Genomic DNA, 15,523 nt, shown 5'->3' with positions numbered 1-15,523 from the left:
CGGTATTCTGGGTTTAGTCAGGAGTTAGGAGTTAGGAGTCAGGAGTCAGAAGAAGAAAGAAGAAAGAATTATTAACCTATATCAGTATTCTATGTTTCATCATCTCAATCAAACAAATCAAAGAAATCATAGTTCAGATTTTTTCACACCCACCTCCCATCTTTTACCTACCTGCTGAATTTGCAAAGAACTACAAGAATGTAAAAACTTCACAAAACTACCACCAATCTGCAATTGTTTTATTTGTTCCGTAATCGGTTGACCATATTGCTGATAAAACTTACTACCCAAAATACTAATATCCACAAATTGCTGATTATCCAACTTACTTAAATCAGTCAAAATATTTTTAATCGCTTGTTCTAAATCTGCGGCAGAATTAATAGCAGATAATCCGCTGGATATTGTAGCTTGTACATTAGCTTGACTATCTTCTGATTGGGGTTGATGATGTTCAAAAATTGTGACATATAATTCAGATTTCTCATCAATTTGATGAATGACAATCTCAGATGGATAGTTGATAAATACATCTTTGGCTTTTTTACCAGGAAAATGATGGGCAATAATTTGACTAATAGTTAATTGATGTTTGCTTTTAAATAATTTAGACAGAATCGAAAGTTTTACCCAATAACTTGCAGTTTGCTTTTGTTGTAATTTAATCAAACTCTTAACTTGAAAAATAAATTGTTCTATAGAAGGTATTTCTGGCAAAGGTTTCAGAGAATAATTAACAGTTTCACTAGTTGCACTATTAAATACCTTAATATTTTCTCCATGTTGACTAACTTGATAAACTAATATCCCATTTTGTTGTAACGTATTACATAAATTTGTCATTACCTTATCTGACGAACAAACAAACACTTCCTTAACATTAGGATAGCGTTCATGGATAGAAGAACCCACAGCAATCATTTTCCCATCAGCATTATCTCTGCCAGCAGGAACATGAATTAAATCATAGCCACGTTCATGTAATTCTACATCCAATTTTCCGCGATTTGACCAATTAGCAAAAGCAATTTTAACTTGTACAGGACAATGACAAATTGTAGTTAAAAACTTTTCTGTATTCGTGTTAAGTTGGAGGTTTTCTGCATCTAAAAGCAAAATAGTTATACTAGCAGATTGTCGTTGGAGTAAATGGTTAGCATTTACATCAATATTTTCTGAATTTAACTGGTCAATAGCAGATATTAAATCTGATAGTATTTGTGAATCAAAAGCTGCGGGAACAAGCACCGCTTTAAGTGATGATTGCAGTTTTTGTAATAATTCATCCCAGCTTTGAGTTTGGCTGAGTATAGCTCTAAATTTTGCACTTAAAGCCGATTTATTTGTAGATATTTGCCAGTTAATAGTTCGATATTTTGCAATCAATAATTCCGGTTGCTGTTGTTGAATAGCAATAATTGATTGACAAATCTCGACAGAAATTTTTTGTAATAAGGCAGAATCATGATAGGACATAGCTTACATCGTACAGTAGAGCATCCTGGGCATAAAGTCTGAAGTCTGAAAATATACTTTTTCAGAATTTAACCTTCAGTAACTTCTATAACTTTAACTGTTACCTTACCTTGTGCCAACTGAATCACTAAATTTTCTCCTATAGTTAATTCTGATACAGAACGAGGAATTACACCATTTTCTGTTATCACTACTGCGTAACCACGCTGTAATACGGATTGAGGGTCAATACTAGCCAATTTTTGGCGTAACATTTCTAAGTGTTGGCTGGCTTGTTGTAATTTTCCCGTTGTTACCTGTAATAATTGCCGGTGTTTCCAAGATAACTTATCTTTTTCCTGTTCTACTTGTCTATCTAACCGCAATTGACGCAATCGATGTTTTAATCCTTGAAGTTGCTTTTCCCTAGCTGCTAATGATGAATTTACGGCTGTACACAAGTCTGTAATTCGCTGTTGGTGTTGAATTTGTAAATCAGACAGTGAGGGAACAACTGTTTCTGCTGCGGCTGTTGGTGTATGTACGCATGAATCAGCAACTAAATCTGTTAGTGATTCATCCCTTTGGTGTCCAATTCCTGTTATGACTGGTATTGAACAATTAGCAACAGCCATAACGACTCTTTCATCATTAAAACAAGCTAATTCTTCGACAGCACCACCACCTCTCGATAAAATTAATACTTCGGCACGACCATCTTTTTTGACTCTTTCAATGGCTTTAACGATAGATGCTGGTGCTTGTTCACCTTGCACTGTGGCGGGAGAAAATAAGATATGTAAGCCGGGATATCTATGTTTGAGGGTTTTTTGAATATCACCCCAAGCGGCTGCTGTTGGGGACGTAACGACGGCGATAATTTGTGGATGTGGGGGAAGGTATTTCTTTCGTTCTGTATCAAATAATCCCTCAGCCTGTAAGCGATTTTTTAGTTGTTGATAGCGTAAAGCCTGTAAACCTACACCCGCCGGTAAGGCTTGCCACACTGTTAATTGATACTCTCCCCGCTGCGGGTAAATACGAATACTGCCTAAAATAATTAATTGTTCACCAGCTACAGGTATTTGTGCTAATTTTGCTACTTGACTTTTCCAAGCTACGCACTTGATGGAGGCTGTAGTATCGGTATCTTTTAAGGTGAAAAATAACCCACTTTGGTGATGATTGGTGCTGGAAACTTCCCCAGTTACCCACACTTGTCTGAGAATTTCATCTTGTTCTAAGAGTAATTTTAGGTAGTCGGTTAAACCAGTTACGGAAAGGGCGGTGTTAGGAAAGTCAAAGGTCATCCGATTTTAGATGTTAGATTTTGGATTAATTCTACTGAGGAGATCCCCGACTTTTGAGATAATATTGTCAATAAATGATCAGGTGATAAAAGAAGTCGGGGATCTTTATATTGCATATTCACTGTATTGAATCAAAGGGAGACCAAACGAGAATTTCTGTGCAATTATTCAATATTTCTAGTTCTTCTGGAGAAAGTTGTGAGGAACAATCATCTGTGAGGATGATTTTCTGTTGAGGATCTAAATTTTTGGTAAGTTGTTGAATATATTCTTGCAAATGTTCTACTACTTGTTTTTGGGTATTTAGGGGCAAGGTTTCGATTAATGAAATTAAGGTTTGGATATGAGGTAACATATTGATATACCAGGAGTCAGGAGTCAGGAGTCTATTAGCATATAACTTTTACTGTAGATTTTGTATCTCATTCAAGTGCATATCGCTATCAAGAAATTATTCTAATTGGGAAAAATATAGTATACAGCGGTTATCACTGTTGATGCAATATAAATTAGGGATCAGACCCTGCGCCCCTACTTCTTGACTCCTTGTTTTAATTCTTCCATACTTTTGATTACTTCTACCAACTTCTGAAGATGTGCTAATTCATGGGTAGCCATTACAGATATACTAATCCGGCTGGTGCTAACTGTGGGGAGAAGAATAGCCGGGGCGAAAATTCCCGATTCTCGCAAGCACTTTCCGGCTGTTAGTGCAAAACTTTATATACTGATTTATGACAAGACAACCCCACGACCAACTAGCCAAAGAATATCTAGAAGAATTATTAGCACCTTTAGGAGAGGTCAAAACCAGTAAAGATGTAAAAAGCGAAATTCAGGAAATAGATGTTTGGTTTGTTCCCACAACAACAGCTATAAATTCTGAATTAGGATTATTAGGAAAAATGGCGGTTACAAGCTGTCTTTTTGAACCTTACCGTAATGCACCTAATGAGGTGGAAATTAGGAGTTGTTTGTTAAAATTGTATAGTGTTCAGGGTGAATTGTTAAGACAAGCCAAAAGAGAAAAACGTTCTATCGCTGAAGAAGAATTACCTTTTCTATGGATTTTAACACCAACTTGTTCTGAAAGAATCCTGGAAGGGTTTGGAGCAAAAACAAAGGAGGGATGGGGAAAAGGAGTTTATTTTCTGTCAAAATACCAGAAAGCGGCTATTGTTGTTATTAACCAATTACCCGTAATAGAGGATACACTATGGTTAAGGGCAATGGGAAAAGGAAAAACTCAAACTGAAGCTGTCAGCAAAGTTGTTGAACTTTCACGAGAGAATGATAAATGGAACAAACTGGTAGAAATTTTCGCATCTTGGCAGAAAAATTTAGAATTGAATAGTGATGTTAATGATGAGGAAGTAAGGGAATTAATTATGAGTTTATCACCAGCGTATCTAAAACAACGGGAAGAATGGAAACAAGAGGGAATAGAAGAAGGAAGACAGGAAGGGAGACAAGAAGGGAGACAGGAAGGAAGACAGGAAGGAAGACAGGAAGGACAACAATACGGACAGCGTTTGATGGTTGAGAGTTTGTTAGCGGTGCGTTTTGGTAATTTAGATGAGGAATTATCTACTATTGTGACTCCGATGATGGAACTTCCTTTGACGGAAAAAACCCAGTTATTACTTAATTTATCTAATCTTTCCCGTGAGGAATTGTTAGCTAGGTTTAAGGTTGATTAGATGTTTTGAAAAACAATGTAGAGACGTTTCATGAAACGTCTCTTTTAATAAGTTTAAATGGAATTATCTATCGAAGAAAAATGGAAGAAAATAATAATAGCGATGAAGATAAGGCGTTAAGGATGGCTTTATCACCAGCATATTTATACCATCAGTTTCTTGTTTTGATGTTTGTTGCAGCACTTTCAAAATTTGGAAGTTTAAGAAAGTACCTTAACTGTTTGCCATTTGTTAGCTAAACGGTGCAAAGTCGCGGCTTTACCTTGGATATTGCCAATGCTTTCACTGATTTGTAAAGACTGGTGGTAGAGGGCGATCGCTTCGCTCGCCGTAGGCATCGCTTCCCAATACTGCTCAGTTAAGCCTTAACAAGCACTTGACAATCAAGACAGTCGCTACGAATAACTTGTGTAACAGAAGGAAAAGTCTTTTCTCTGTCTCAAGATTTAGGTTTAAAGAATGATGTGGTTAATATAGATAGCTTAATGGCTCTCTGCTTGTTACCTTTATTTGATAAGTCTCTATCAATGATGTCTTTAGTGGAATATTGGCAAAAGTTTAGACCTTTTAATCCTCTGACTGGCAACCCTGTAGAAAAGATAGAAGTTTTTCACTTATTACAAACGCTGCTCTTGGTTTTCCATGATTTTGATTTGATTATGTTAGAGACTCAATATTGATTCTAGTTAGTAGTGAGTGATTTATCACTCAGATTTTGAATAATGAGGACTGAAGTCCTCACTACGAACTTGAGTTTATTTATTAACATAAGGACGAATATTATTAACTACAGCTAGGGAATCTAAGCCTTGTTCTACTAATTTGGGAAATTGAGATAAACTCTTCATAATAGTTTTGGCAAAGTTGTATTGTGGATTGTCTCCATAATTAACTGTCAGGTACTCTAATAGCTCTAAAGCGTAATCAGGAAAACCTAAAACATCAGCTACACAAGCTACTTTGAAGATTTTACCAGGTTCTTTAACAACAGGATTGACATTTTTATCTATAGGATCTTGAAGATAGAAAGCATCTCCCCAGAGTATCTGTCCAGAGCGATTTTTTGATACTATTGGTGAACGGGCGCGAGGACGATAGGTAGTTGCTAAGTTAAATAATGTAAAACCATTTTTTCTGAGATGGGTATCCACATCAGCAAACAAAGGTTGATTTAAATATAAAGGTGAAAACTCAACTTCAATCTGCACCCCCAACACCCCACGTGTTAAAATCTCAGATGCTCCTTGTAAAACGTCTAAATCTGCACCTTGCACATCTATCTGCAAGAAATCTATTGTCTCAATTCCTTCTGCTTGACAAAAAGCATCTAATGTCGTTGTCTCAATTTCTATAGTAAAATCCAAACCTGCTAATTCTGGCAAATTTACAAATCTGGAAAGCAATGGCTCATTTGGTTCATACAATGAACTACACATGGGGTGTTTAGTTACATATAGAGTAACAGCACCTATACATTTACCCAGAGCTAAAGGAATATGTTTTTCAGTCCAATTTATTCCTTTTGATTCCAGTTCGGCTTCTGCCGCTTCACAAGCATCAGCATCAGCATCAAAACCATAAATAGTTAAGTTAGGTGCAAAAACGTTCCAATCTCCAGCACCATAATCATCTGCTGATGATAGTTTCCGTGAACCTACATTACATATTGTGATCTGAACTTGGTTAAGAAGACCTTGCTCTTTCAGAGTTTGTAGAAAAACAGGCATAAAATTTTCCAGTGAGATTACTTATTGATAAGTAGGTAAGCAAAATTGATTATATAATAATTGTCAGAATCAGGATATCCAGGATTTAATTTTTTGCTAAATCTCTACAATGGGTTAAAAAGAAAATCTCTTTCTTTGCGTCTTTGCTCCATTGCTACTTTGCGCGAAATAATTTTCATTACCGTAACATTCCAAGCGAACTGCTTGCAGCAGCGCTTCGCTATCGCTGCTAAACTCAATCAAGCCTTACCCTTCCATACTTTTGATCACTTCCACTAATTTCTGAAGATGTGCTAACTCATGGGTAGCCATTACAGATATCCTAATCCGGCTGGTGTTAACTGTGGGGGGACGAATGGCTGGTGCAAAGATTCCTGATTCTCGCAAATGCTTTCCGGCTGTTAATGCTGCTGCTGCACTAGGTAATTGAAAACATAATATCGGCGATTCTGTGGGTAATAACTTTAAATTAGGTAAATTCTCTGTAATTAATTGTTTTAAATAATTGACATTTTGCCAAAGTTGCGATCGCCTTTCCGGTTCTTTTTGCACTATCTTAATAGCGGCTAAAGCTGCTGCTGTGTCTGCGGGAGAAAGGGCGGTAGTATAAATCCAACTGGGGGCGCGATTGCGTAAAAAGTCAATTAGGGGACTACTTCCAGCGACATATCCACCCAAACTCCCCAAGGCTTTACTCAATGTCCCAATTTGAATTAATTCTCTACCTGTACAGCCAAAATGTTCTACACAGCCAGCGCCCGTTTTCCCCATGACTCCTGTAGCATGAGCTTCATCGAGGAGTAGCATACTGCTAAATTCTTCAGCTAAATCTAGCAGTTGGGGTAATGGACATAAATCACCATCCATGCTAAAGACGCTATCAGTGATGATCAAACAGCGTCGGTATTTTTTTCTGTGTTCCTGTAAATTTTCCCATAGTGCTGCAGTACCACCATGCGGATATTCCATGACAGTTGCACCGCTGAGAATTGCTCCCTTTTTTAAGCTGGAATGATTATATTCATCAGATAAAATTAAGTCTCTTTTCCCGACTATGGCGGAAATCGTGCCTATATTTGCTAAATAACCAGAACTAAATACTAATGCGTCTTGGGTTTGTTTAGTAGATGCGATTCCCTGTTCTAATTCTCTGTGAATTTCTCGATGCCCACTGAGTAATCTAGAACCTGTGCTACCAGTGCCGAATTGTTGAATAGCAGTAATGGCGGCTGTTTGTAGGCGTTCATCTCCTGCTAATCCTAAGTAATCATTACTGGCAAAGTTAATAACCTCTTGCCCAGATAATACCACAGTTGCACCGGGTCGGCTGTGAATCGTTTGCACGGAACGATACCAGTCAGCCCGATGAATAGTAGCCAGAGATTCGTTTATCCAAGCATAAGGATTATTATTCATGATGAATTATGAACACTCTACTTCACTACTGCTGAGACAAGCGATCGCTTGTCTAATCCAATCTTCCACATAGGCATTTTTGGGTAAACCAATATCTTCGCTCACTACGTGCAAGGCGTTACTAACCTCATGGGCAGTATATCCCAAAGCAAAGAGAGTCATTTGCACTTCTTCTAAAATTCCTGGTGCAGGACCGCCTGTAGCCACGAAGAAGCCCGCCGATTTGCGCCATTCGATCAGTTTACTCTTAAGTTCTAAACAGATGCGTTCAGCGGTTTTCTTGCCCACTCCAGGAGCTTGAATCAGCATTTGGACGTTGGCAGCGATAATGGCTTGGACTAACTCTGGTAATTCCATTGTATCCAAGAGCGCGATCGCTAATGCCGCACCAATCCCACTGACACTGAGCAAATGGCGAAATAAATCCCGTTCCGAAGGAGAAGAAAAACCGTAGAGCATAGGAACTTCGTCTCGAATCTGGTAATGGGTAAAGATTTGGATCACATCCCCAGTTGATGTTAACTGGTTAGCCAGACGTTGGGGAATTTGTAAATCATAACCCGTGCCATTGACTTCTAAGGTCAAGATGACGCGATTAGGAGTAATGGCTTGGACACCAGCAACGATACCTTTAAGATAGCTAATCATTCTAGGAAACCAAAATATTTTAAACCTTCCATAATCCCAGCAGCGCAACGGTTTTGGGCGAGGTAACGGTAGTCCGCAGGATGCTGATGATACCATTGCAGTAACTCTGGACGAGCATTCCCGACAATGATTCCCCGTTCCTTACCGACAGCGAATAAAGCAATATCATTACCCGAATCGCCACAAACAACAGTCTGCTCGGCTGCAAATTTCCACTTCTGTCGTAAAAACTGCATTGCTTGACCTTTATCGCTGGTATGGGGTAAAATGTCAAGGTCAATTTCACTACTATAAATTAACTTTACATTTAGTTGAGTTTTTTGCAACTCGGCCTCAAGTTGTGGTAGGATTCCCGACAATTCTGCTTTTAGGAAAAAACTGACCTTGAAAGGACGTTGTTCCGTATCTGGTTGTAACAATAATTCTGGAAATTGTTCAGTGATAGCGAGAATTTTTTGCCTATCCCAACCTTGAGTAAGAATGTTTGACCATTCTGGGTCAGGAATATTGCTACCATTTAAGTAGATTTCCGTACCTACAGACAGAACCAAAGCATCTGGGGAAAAGAGATTTTGTTCCTGTTGGAGTTCGCGGTAGAGGACAGGCGATCGCCCTGTAGAGTAGACTATTTTTGTACCATATTGTTGACGATGACTTTGCAAGCGATCGCTCAACTCCAATAATCCCTGATCATCCCCTACGAAAGTATGATCTAAATCGGTTACGAATAAGAACTTAGTCATAGTCAACTCCTTTTGTGAGGTTAATTCACAAAAAGTGTATGCTGTTTTGGCACTTAGCGCAGAATTGATGAATTTAGCTCCGTATGTTCTGTCTCAACTTGTCACAAAATTACAGCATATTGCAGGTAAATGAGGTACAAACTTTAATCACAAAACCTTACAGAGAGATGCTGAACGCTGAAATCTGCTGTAGTTAGCGTTTACCAATCAAATCATTCATAACATTGATAAACTCTTCAGCAGTGATAATCGGACAAGAAAAATTATCTTTTAAAGTGAGTAAATCGCTATCGCCTGTCACAAGATAATCTGCTTTACTAACCACAGCTAGAAGTAAAAAAGGAACATCAAAAGGGTCACGACATTCAGGAATTACAGGCAAGTTGTCGGGCATCGCCACAGCTTCACAAAACAGTATATAATCCGATAGCAAATCTTCTTGCTCCCTTGGGGTAAGCTGAAACTTAGGATAAGCCAGCACTCGAATCAACTCAGTGGTAGTCGCTTTAGAAACCAAGGGAATAAAAAGATCATCCTGCCAAGCTAAACGCAGCCTACATACTTTGCCCCCAAATATCAACGCAGAAACTATAATATTAGTATCAATTACAACTCGTAGAGAAGTCATGATGATTGACGCGCCCAAGCTACTGCATCAGCCACATCTTGCTCACTTAGTCCTAAATCAGCCAGCTTAGATCGAACCGCATCAGCCCTCTGAATTTTCACAGGAGTGAGAATAATTTGCCCATTCTCCACCTTGACATCAAAATATTCAGACCCTCCCATTATCTCACGGGTAACACTTTTAGGTAAAGTTAGCTGATTCTTAGAAGTTAATTTAGCCAGCATGACTTATCTCCTAGCCTTGTTTATAGAAATGTAAGGATTCCTTACTTGAGTATATAGTGAAAATATCTTTTTTTACCATTTAACTCTCTCCGACATCATTCTGCGCGGATTAGGAAATTCATGACACGACAACCCCACGACCAACTGGCCAAAGAATATCTAGAAGAATTATTAGCGCCTCTAGGTAAGGTAGAAACCAGTAAAGATGTCAAAAGCGAAGTTCAGGAAATTGATATTTGGTTTGTTCCGACAACAACAGCTATAAATTCCCAATTAGGATTATTAGGAAAAATGGCAGTTACAAGCTGTCTATTTGAACCTTACCGCAATGCACCTAATGAGGTAGAAATTAGAAGTTGTTTGTTAAAATTGTACAGTGTACAGGGTGATTTATTACGAGAAGCGAAACGAGAAAAACGTTCTATCTCTGAAGCAGAATTACCATTTCTATGGATTTTAACACCAACTTGTTCAGAAAAAATCCTGGAAGGTTTTGGAGCGAAAGCAAAGGAGGGATGGGAAACAGGAGTTTATTTTTTACCAAAATACCAGAAAGCAGCGATTGTTGCTATCAATCAGTTATCCATGACAGAGGATACACTATGGTTGAGAGTATTAGGAAAAGGGAGAACTCAAACAGCGGCTATCAGCGAAGTCGTGGAACTGTCAAAAGACAATGATAAATGGAAGTATCTAGTAAGAATTTTCGCATCTTGGCGAAAAAATTTAGAATTGAATAGTAATACCAATGATGAAGAGGTAAAGGAGTTGATTATGAGTTTATCACCAGCGTATATTCAACAATGTGAAGAATGGAAACAAGAGGGAATAGAAGCAGGAAGACAAGATGGACAGCGTTTGATGGTAGAGAGTTTGTTAGCGGTGCGTTTTGGTAATTTAGATGAAGAGTTATCTGCTATTATCAGTCAGTTGATGGAACTTTCTCTCACAGACAGAAATCAGTTATTACTTAATCTTTCCCGTGAGGAGTTATTAGCTAGGTTTAAAGTTGATTAGACATATCCTAAAAAGGGAGGCGTTTTAGTCAACGTCTCTTTTAATCTTCTTCATCAGAATCTTGTTGTAAAATACGATTATTCAATCTTTCATATTCATCCTCTAGTAGCCACATTTTAGCGGCTTCATAATTGTCACTAGCAAAGATGATTTTATAGTTTTGTGCAGGGTTATGAATAGAGAGTTTTCCTGATTGTTCTTTGACTATCATCAGAATATAAGAAGGAAATATCGGAGTATCTACCCAGATTTCTGCAAACTCCCATTCAGTTTCTTGTTCTGATGTTTCTTGTAGCATTTTCAAAAGTTGGAAGTTTAAGAAATTACCTTAACCGTTTGCCATTTGTTGCACTCGTTGAATAATTTCCCTCACTGTCTTAGCATCAGGAGATTGAATACGCTGCAATATCTCGCAAGACTGCTGTAAATAATCCAGTGCTGTAACAAAATCTCCTTTTTTATCTGCTAACAACTGCCCCAACATTGCTAATGTTACGGCTTTACTGTGGATATCCCCAATGCTTTCAGTGATTTCTAAAGACTGCTGGTAGAGGGCGATCGCTTCCTCTATTTTTCCCGTATCCGCGTAGATATCAGCTAAACAGTGCAAAGTCGCGGCTTGACCTTGGACATCCCCAGTGCTTTCAAAAAGTTGTAAAGACTGTTGGTAGAGGGTGATCGCATCCTCAATTTTTCCCATCTTGGCGTAGATACCTGCTAATTGGTGCAATGTCGCGCCTGTAGCTTGGACATTACCAATGCTTTCTTGGAGTTGTAAAGATTGTTGGTAAAATGCGACCGCATCGTTGATTTTTCCAGTGTTGGCATAGATACCTGCTAGGTTATGAAAAATGGTCGCTTTTGCTTTTTCGTCTGCTACTGGACATATTTCTAGTGCTTTTTGATAATGTTGCTGTGCTTGTTCAATTTCTCCCAATTCTTGTTCAGACCGTGCTATTTGATGCAAAATATGATAGTCTTCGACAATATTTAAAGTCTCTTTGCAAAGATGTAAAGCTTCACGAAATCGGCTTTTTGCCTTCAAATTACTTGCCAAAATCGCTCCAACTTTTGAGGCAATTTCTCCTTGTTTCCCCAACAACGCTAACCGATGAGTTTTTGGGCGTTGCTGAGTAAAAGTATGATTTTATTTCACGCAGAGACGCAGAGGCACAGAGAGTAAGAGTTTGAGAGATGGCATTTTTAATTTTCATATCTTAATTCAGCAACGCCCCTGATTCAGACAATGATTAATGGTCTTTAGGTAAGAGAAGCAAGCGATCGCTAATAGATTGTATTATTAAAACTCCAGAACTAAAAAAGCCGGGTTGACAATCTCCCATGAGGTTTTATGTATGAACCAGTTAGCTATCCCGTGTTTATTATTCCGTAGCGGCACATCTCGTGGTCCATTTTTTTTGCAGTCAGATTTACCAACTGATGCAACTATCCGAGACAAGATCATTCTAGCCGCAATGGGTTCACCCGATGACCGCCAAATAGACGGAATCGGAGGGGCAACAACACTAACCAGCAAAGTAGCTATATTCTCCCCATCTCCCCATCCTTGGGCTGATGTAGATTATCTCTTCGGTCAAGTGAGCATTAATCAGGCTGAGATTGATTGGAGTCCATCCTGCGGTAACATGGTTGCTGCTATTGGTCATGCTGCCATTGCCAGAGGTCTTGTTACCGCGATGGATCAGAAAACCATCGTCAAAATCCGTAACGTCAATACCAATGCACTGATAGAAGCTATAGTCCTGACTCCTCAAGGTCAAGTTATATATGATGGTGATATGTCCATTGACGGTGTACCGGGGACAGCAGCCCCAGTTTTACTCAACTTCATGGAAATTGTCGGTTCTAAAACAGGTCAACTTTTACCCACAGGCTATTGTCGTGAAGAAATTGAGGGAATTGAGGTTACTTGCATTGATGTCGCTATGCCGATGGTCATAGCACGGGCTAATGATTTAGGTAAAACTGGTTATGAAACCAAGGCAGAACTTGATGCAGATACCACTTTTTTAGAGAAAATTGCTAAAATTCGCCGCATTGCTGGTGAACGGATGGGACTAGGTGATGTTACAAATAGTGTAATTCCTAAATTTGCGATGATTGCACCTCCACGTTATGGGGGAAACATTACCTCCCGTTATTTTGTCCCCAATGTTTGTCATAGCGCCCATGCTGTCACAGGTGCAATTTGTGTTGGTTGCTGTAGCCTCCTCAAAGGTTCTGTCGCCGAAGGTATTGCTACTTCAATAGGTTCTGGCAATGAAATGGTGATGATTGAACATCCTTCTGGAAAAATTGAGGTTTCTTTGGTGACAACCAATGACGGTTCGTCCATGATGGTTAAAAGTGCGGGTATTGTGAGAACTGTGCGTCTACTTTTATCAGGTAATGTTTATGTATCAAGTCGCCTGTGGAATTAGATCAATTCAAAGGAAACACTATGTTAAATGAAAATCCGCCAAAGCAACTGAAACGAGAGTTAGATTGGCTGAGTGCGGCGATTATGGGGTTAGCCTCAGTTATTGGTGCGGGTATTTTTGTCAGTATTGGTCTGGCTGCGGAGATATCTGGTTCAGCAGCGATCGCAGCCCTAATTGTTGCTGGCTTATTAGCAGCCTGTAACAGTCTCAACCTCGCCCAACTTGCTGTTAATCATCCTGTTAGTGGTGGCATCTATGAATATGGTTATAAATACTTAACACCCTGGTTAGGCTTTACCGGCGGTTGGATCTATCTTTTAAGCAAAACTGCCGTAGCAGCTACCGCCGCCCTGGGATTTTCCGGTTATCTTTTAAACAACCTTGGTATCACCGATGCGGGGATTTTAGTCCCTGTAGCAGAAATTGGTGTATTTGTGATCACCTTCATTGTTTTGGGAGGGATGCGTAGTTCTAAAATATCAACTATTGTGGTTGTTTCAATCACCATTCTCTCCCTACTTTGTTTAATTATTGTCGGGTTCTTTTTCGGCTTTACTCATGGGTTTGAGAAATTGACTTTCTCAGGTACAAACTCTCACCACTGGACAATTAATTTTCTGCAATCAGTGGCTTTAATGTTTGTTTCCTATAATGGTGCTGCTCGCATTTCTATGGTTGGTGAAGAAATCGTAGATCCTAAAAAGAGTATTCCCAGAGCGATTATTTTCACTATCATTGCCACCATGCTCCTTTATATCTGCGTGGCTGTAGTCAGTTTAGGATCAATTGGATCAGACGCTTTTGCTGAGGCAACTAGATTGAATGCAGCACCTTTAAAAGCCGTAGCTGATAGCTTTGGGATTCCCTTTGTTGCTAATTTCTTGGCTGTTGGTGCTGTCACTTCTATGCTAAGTATCCTCTTAACTACGGTTTTGGGTGTATCTCGACTTCTGTTAGCAATGGCACGTCGGGGAGATATGCCTAGTTTTTTTGCCAAGTTGAATAGTGCAGGGACGACACCTGATTTAGCAGTCATAGCTGTGGGCATCATGATCGCCCTTCTTGTATTTATCGGTGACGTAAAAGTTACTTGGTCTTTTGGGACATTTGGGGCTTTATATCGAAGTGCCATTGTTAGTTTAGCCGCATTGCAAATCAGTAACGAAGAACGGTTATATCCGAAATGGATATCTTGGTTATCTTTTTGGTCTTCGCTGTTGCTGGCTTTTTGTATTGAATGGCGCTACTGGTTAATTGGTCTTGGATTAATGGGTGTTGGGCTGATCTGGCATTTTATATTTCGTCAGATTAATTCCACAGAAAATATTGAGGTAACATTAAAGGAATAGGCTCAATCAAATGCTTAACCATTGCTGGATAATCTGGGTTAATTGTTTTAACTTGAGGGGTTTACTCAGATATTGATTTGCACCAGCAGACAGACACCGTTCTTCATCTTCAGGCATAGCTAAAGCTGTTAAGGCAATGATGGGTATGTTTGCAATTTGCTCATCAGCACGAATGTGTTTCATAGCCTCGATGCCATCCATTCCTGGCATCTGAATATCCATGAGAATCAGGTCAGGATGCTCAGATTTAGCCAAAGCGACTCCTGTTTCTCCATCTTTTGCCACCAGAAGACGATATCCCTTGACTTCCAAATAGTCGGCTATGGTCATGATGTTGGCTTCATTGTCTTCTACTAGTAAGATGAGGGGGGCATTTTCCAGGATATCTGGATATACAATATTTTTGTTTTCCCCAGCATAAATGTCATCTAGAGTGGGAATTGTCACAGCTTCTATAAGGGGGATGGTGAAGGTAAAACAAGTACCAACACCAACTTCACTGGTGAGACTTACTTCGCCTCCATGCAGTTCGACAATGGATTTTGCTAGGGTTAATCCTAAGAGGGTGTTTGAAAAGTCGGTGAGTGAGTAAAAAAGCTCTCCCAGTGTAAGCTGTGAATAGAAAGAACACAGCACCGAGAGAGTAACATGAGTAAAGCATACCCCAGTAATTTGACTCACGCCCAATATGAATTGTTGAGTGACATGATTCCAGAAGCCAAAAAAGGTGGTCGCAAGCGTGAAGTCGATATGTGGGAAGTCATGAACGCGATTTTTTATGTCTTGCTAGAAGGGGTGCGATGGCGGGCGTTACCAGGGGACTTTCCAGCTTGGCAAACTGTATATACTTATTTCCGCAACTGGC

The 15,523-nt window shown here is 39.3% G+C and carries 19 protein-coding genes and 1 pseudogene; 6 read left to right on the top strand and 14 right to left on the bottom strand.

The window, feature by feature from the left end; all coding sequences use genetic code 11:
* Nucleotides 1–126: 126 nt before the first annotated feature.
* The 4 genes and pseudogenes from FJR05_RS26035 to FJR05_RS26020 all read right to left on the bottom strand — a co-directional run.
* On the bottom strand, nt 127–1,476 hold the full coding sequence (locus FJR05_RS26035) for an NYN domain-containing protein (protein WP_168646785.1): 1,350 nt from the start codon (nt 1,474–1,476) through the stop codon (nt 127–129).
* Nucleotides 1,477–1,544: 68 nt separating this feature from the next.
* Entirely contained in the window at nt 1,545–2,765 is a 1,221-nt protein-coding gene (xseA, locus tag FJR05_RS26030) for an exodeoxyribonuclease VII large subunit (protein WP_168646784.1), read from the bottom strand.
* Between the two features lie 118 nt (nt 2,766–2,883).
* Nucleotides 2,884–3,120 carry a hypothetical protein gene (locus tag FJR05_RS26025; protein WP_168646783.1) on the bottom strand — a complete coding sequence of 79 codons (237 nt, stop codon included), beginning with the start codon at nt 3,118–3,120 and terminating at the stop codon, nt 2,884–2,886.
* A 176-nt stretch (nt 3,121–3,296) separates the two neighbouring features.
* Nucleotides 3,297–3,479 (bottom strand): annotated as a pseudogene (locus FJR05_RS26020) (8-amino-7-oxononanoate synthase); the annotation flags it as partial.
* A 20-nt stretch (nt 3,480–3,499) separates the two neighbouring features.
* On the opposite strand from FJR05_RS26020, the gene FJR05_RS26015 reads away from it, so the two are divergent.
* On the top strand, nt 3,500–4,465 hold the full coding sequence (locus FJR05_RS26015; protein WP_168646782.1) for a hypothetical protein: 966 nt from the start codon (nt 3,500–3,502) through the stop codon (nt 4,463–4,465).
* 200 nt (nt 4,466–4,665) lie between these two features.
* Here FJR05_RS26015 and FJR05_RS26010 read toward each other — a convergent pair whose 3' ends face one another.
* Nucleotides 4,666–4,803, bottom strand: coding sequence for a hypothetical protein (locus FJR05_RS26010; protein WP_168646767.1), 138 nt, complete (start codon nt 4,801–4,803; stop codon nt 4,666–4,668).
* A 126-nt stretch (nt 4,804–4,929) separates the two neighbouring features.
* Here FJR05_RS26010 and FJR05_RS26005 point away from each other — a divergent pair, with 126 nt between their 5' ends.
* Nucleotides 4,930–5,145 carry a hypothetical protein gene (locus tag FJR05_RS26005; protein WP_168646781.1) on the top strand — a complete coding sequence of 72 codons (216 nt, stop codon included), beginning with the start codon at nt 4,930–4,932 and terminating at the stop codon, nt 5,143–5,145.
* A 75-nt stretch (nt 5,146–5,220) separates the two neighbouring features.
* Here the strand turns inward: FJR05_RS26005 and FJR05_RS26000 are convergent, their stop codons facing one another.
* From FJR05_RS26000 to FJR05_RS25975, 6 genes are all read right to left on the bottom strand, one after another.
* The gene (locus FJR05_RS26000; protein WP_168646780.1) at nt 5,221–6,192 is read right to left on the bottom strand and encodes an FkbM family methyltransferase; all 972 of its coding nucleotides are present in this window, start codon (nt 6,190–6,192) and stop codon (nt 5,221–5,223) included.
* A 246-nt stretch (nt 6,193–6,438) separates the two neighbouring features.
* Nucleotides 6,439–7,608, bottom strand: coding sequence for an 8-amino-7-oxononanoate synthase (gene bioF / locus FJR05_RS25995; RefSeq protein ID WP_168646779.1), 1,170 nt, complete (start codon nt 7,606–7,608; stop codon nt 6,439–6,441).
* Between the two features lie 6 nt (nt 7,609–7,614).
* A complete protein-coding gene (gene ruvA, locus FJR05_RS25990; RefSeq protein WP_168646778.1) occupies nt 7,615–8,256 on the bottom strand; it encodes a Holliday junction branch migration protein RuvA in 642 nt (213 codons plus the stop codon).
* Nucleotides 8,253–8,999, bottom strand: a complete 747-nt coding sequence (locus tag FJR05_RS25985) for a sucrose-phosphate phosphatase (protein WP_168646777.1) — start codon at nt 8,997–8,999, stop codon at nt 8,253–8,255. Before FJR05_RS25985 ends, ruvA begins: the two co-directional genes overlap by 4 nt.
* Before the next feature lie 193 nt (nt 9,000–9,192).
* Nucleotides 9,193–9,627: a putative toxin-antitoxin system toxin component, PIN family gene (locus tag FJR05_RS25980; protein WP_168646776.1), complete on the bottom strand. Its 435-nt coding sequence runs from the start codon at nt 9,625–9,627 to the stop codon at nt 9,193–9,195.
* Complete coding sequence (locus tag FJR05_RS25975) at nt 9,624–9,851, bottom strand: AbrB/MazE/SpoVT family DNA-binding domain-containing protein (protein WP_168646775.1); 228 nt, start codon at nt 9,849–9,851, stop codon at nt 9,624–9,626. The genes FJR05_RS25980 and FJR05_RS25975 overlap by 4 nt, the downstream gene beginning before the upstream one ends.
* Before the next feature lie 120 nt (nt 9,852–9,971).
* On the opposite strand from FJR05_RS25975, the gene FJR05_RS25970 reads away from it, so the two are divergent.
* The gene (locus FJR05_RS25970; RefSeq protein WP_168646774.1) at nt 9,972–10,868 is read left to right on the top strand and encodes a hypothetical protein; all 897 of its coding nucleotides are present in this window, start codon (nt 9,972–9,974) and stop codon (nt 10,866–10,868) included.
* Between the two features lie 40 nt (nt 10,869–10,908).
* Here FJR05_RS25970 and FJR05_RS25965 read toward each other — a convergent pair whose 3' ends face one another.
* Both FJR05_RS25965 and FJR05_RS25960 read right to left on the bottom strand, forming a co-directional pair.
* Nucleotides 10,909–11,166, bottom strand: coding sequence for a hypothetical protein (locus tag FJR05_RS25965; RefSeq protein ID WP_168646773.1), 258 nt, complete (start codon nt 11,164–11,166; stop codon nt 10,909–10,911).
* 30 nt (nt 11,167–11,196) lie between these two features.
* A complete protein-coding gene (locus FJR05_RS25960; RefSeq protein ID WP_168646772.1) occupies nt 11,197–11,970 on the bottom strand; it encodes a tetratricopeptide repeat protein in 774 nt (257 codons plus the stop codon).
* 253 nt (nt 11,971–12,223) lie between these two features.
* Between FJR05_RS25960 and FJR05_RS25955 the strand changes: the two genes are divergently transcribed.
* Both FJR05_RS25955 and FJR05_RS25950 read left to right on the top strand, forming a co-directional pair.
* Nucleotides 12,224–13,309, top strand: a complete 1,086-nt coding sequence (locus tag FJR05_RS25955; RefSeq protein ID WP_168646771.1) for a 4-oxalomesaconate tautomerase — start codon at nt 12,224–12,226, stop codon at nt 13,307–13,309.
* A gap of 20 nt (nt 13,310–13,329) precedes the next feature.
* Nucleotides 13,330–14,658 carry an APC family permease gene (locus FJR05_RS25950; protein ID WP_168646770.1) on the top strand — a complete coding sequence of 443 codons (1,329 nt, stop codon included), beginning with the start codon at nt 13,330–13,332 and terminating at the stop codon, nt 14,656–14,658.
* A 6-nt stretch (nt 14,659–14,664) separates the two neighbouring features.
* Here FJR05_RS25950 and FJR05_RS25945 read toward each other — a convergent pair whose 3' ends face one another.
* A complete protein-coding gene (locus FJR05_RS25945) occupies nt 14,665–15,294 on the bottom strand; it encodes a response regulator (protein WP_168646769.1) in 630 nt (209 codons plus the stop codon).
* A gap of 12 nt (nt 15,295–15,306) precedes the next feature.
* On the opposite strand from FJR05_RS25945, the gene FJR05_RS25940 reads away from it, so the two are divergent.
* A partial coding sequence (locus FJR05_RS25940; RefSeq protein WP_168646768.1) for a transposase occupies nt 15,307–15,523 on the top strand: 217 nt, incomplete at its 3' end.

This window comes from Dolichospermum sp. UHCC 0259, assembly GCF_009711935.1.
Lineage (GTDB): Bacteria > Cyanobacteriota > Cyanobacteriia > Cyanobacteriales > Nostocaceae > Dolichospermum.
The sequence above is the reverse complement of the archived record's forward strand: the minus strand, read 5'-3'. Positions and strand labels throughout refer to the sequence as shown.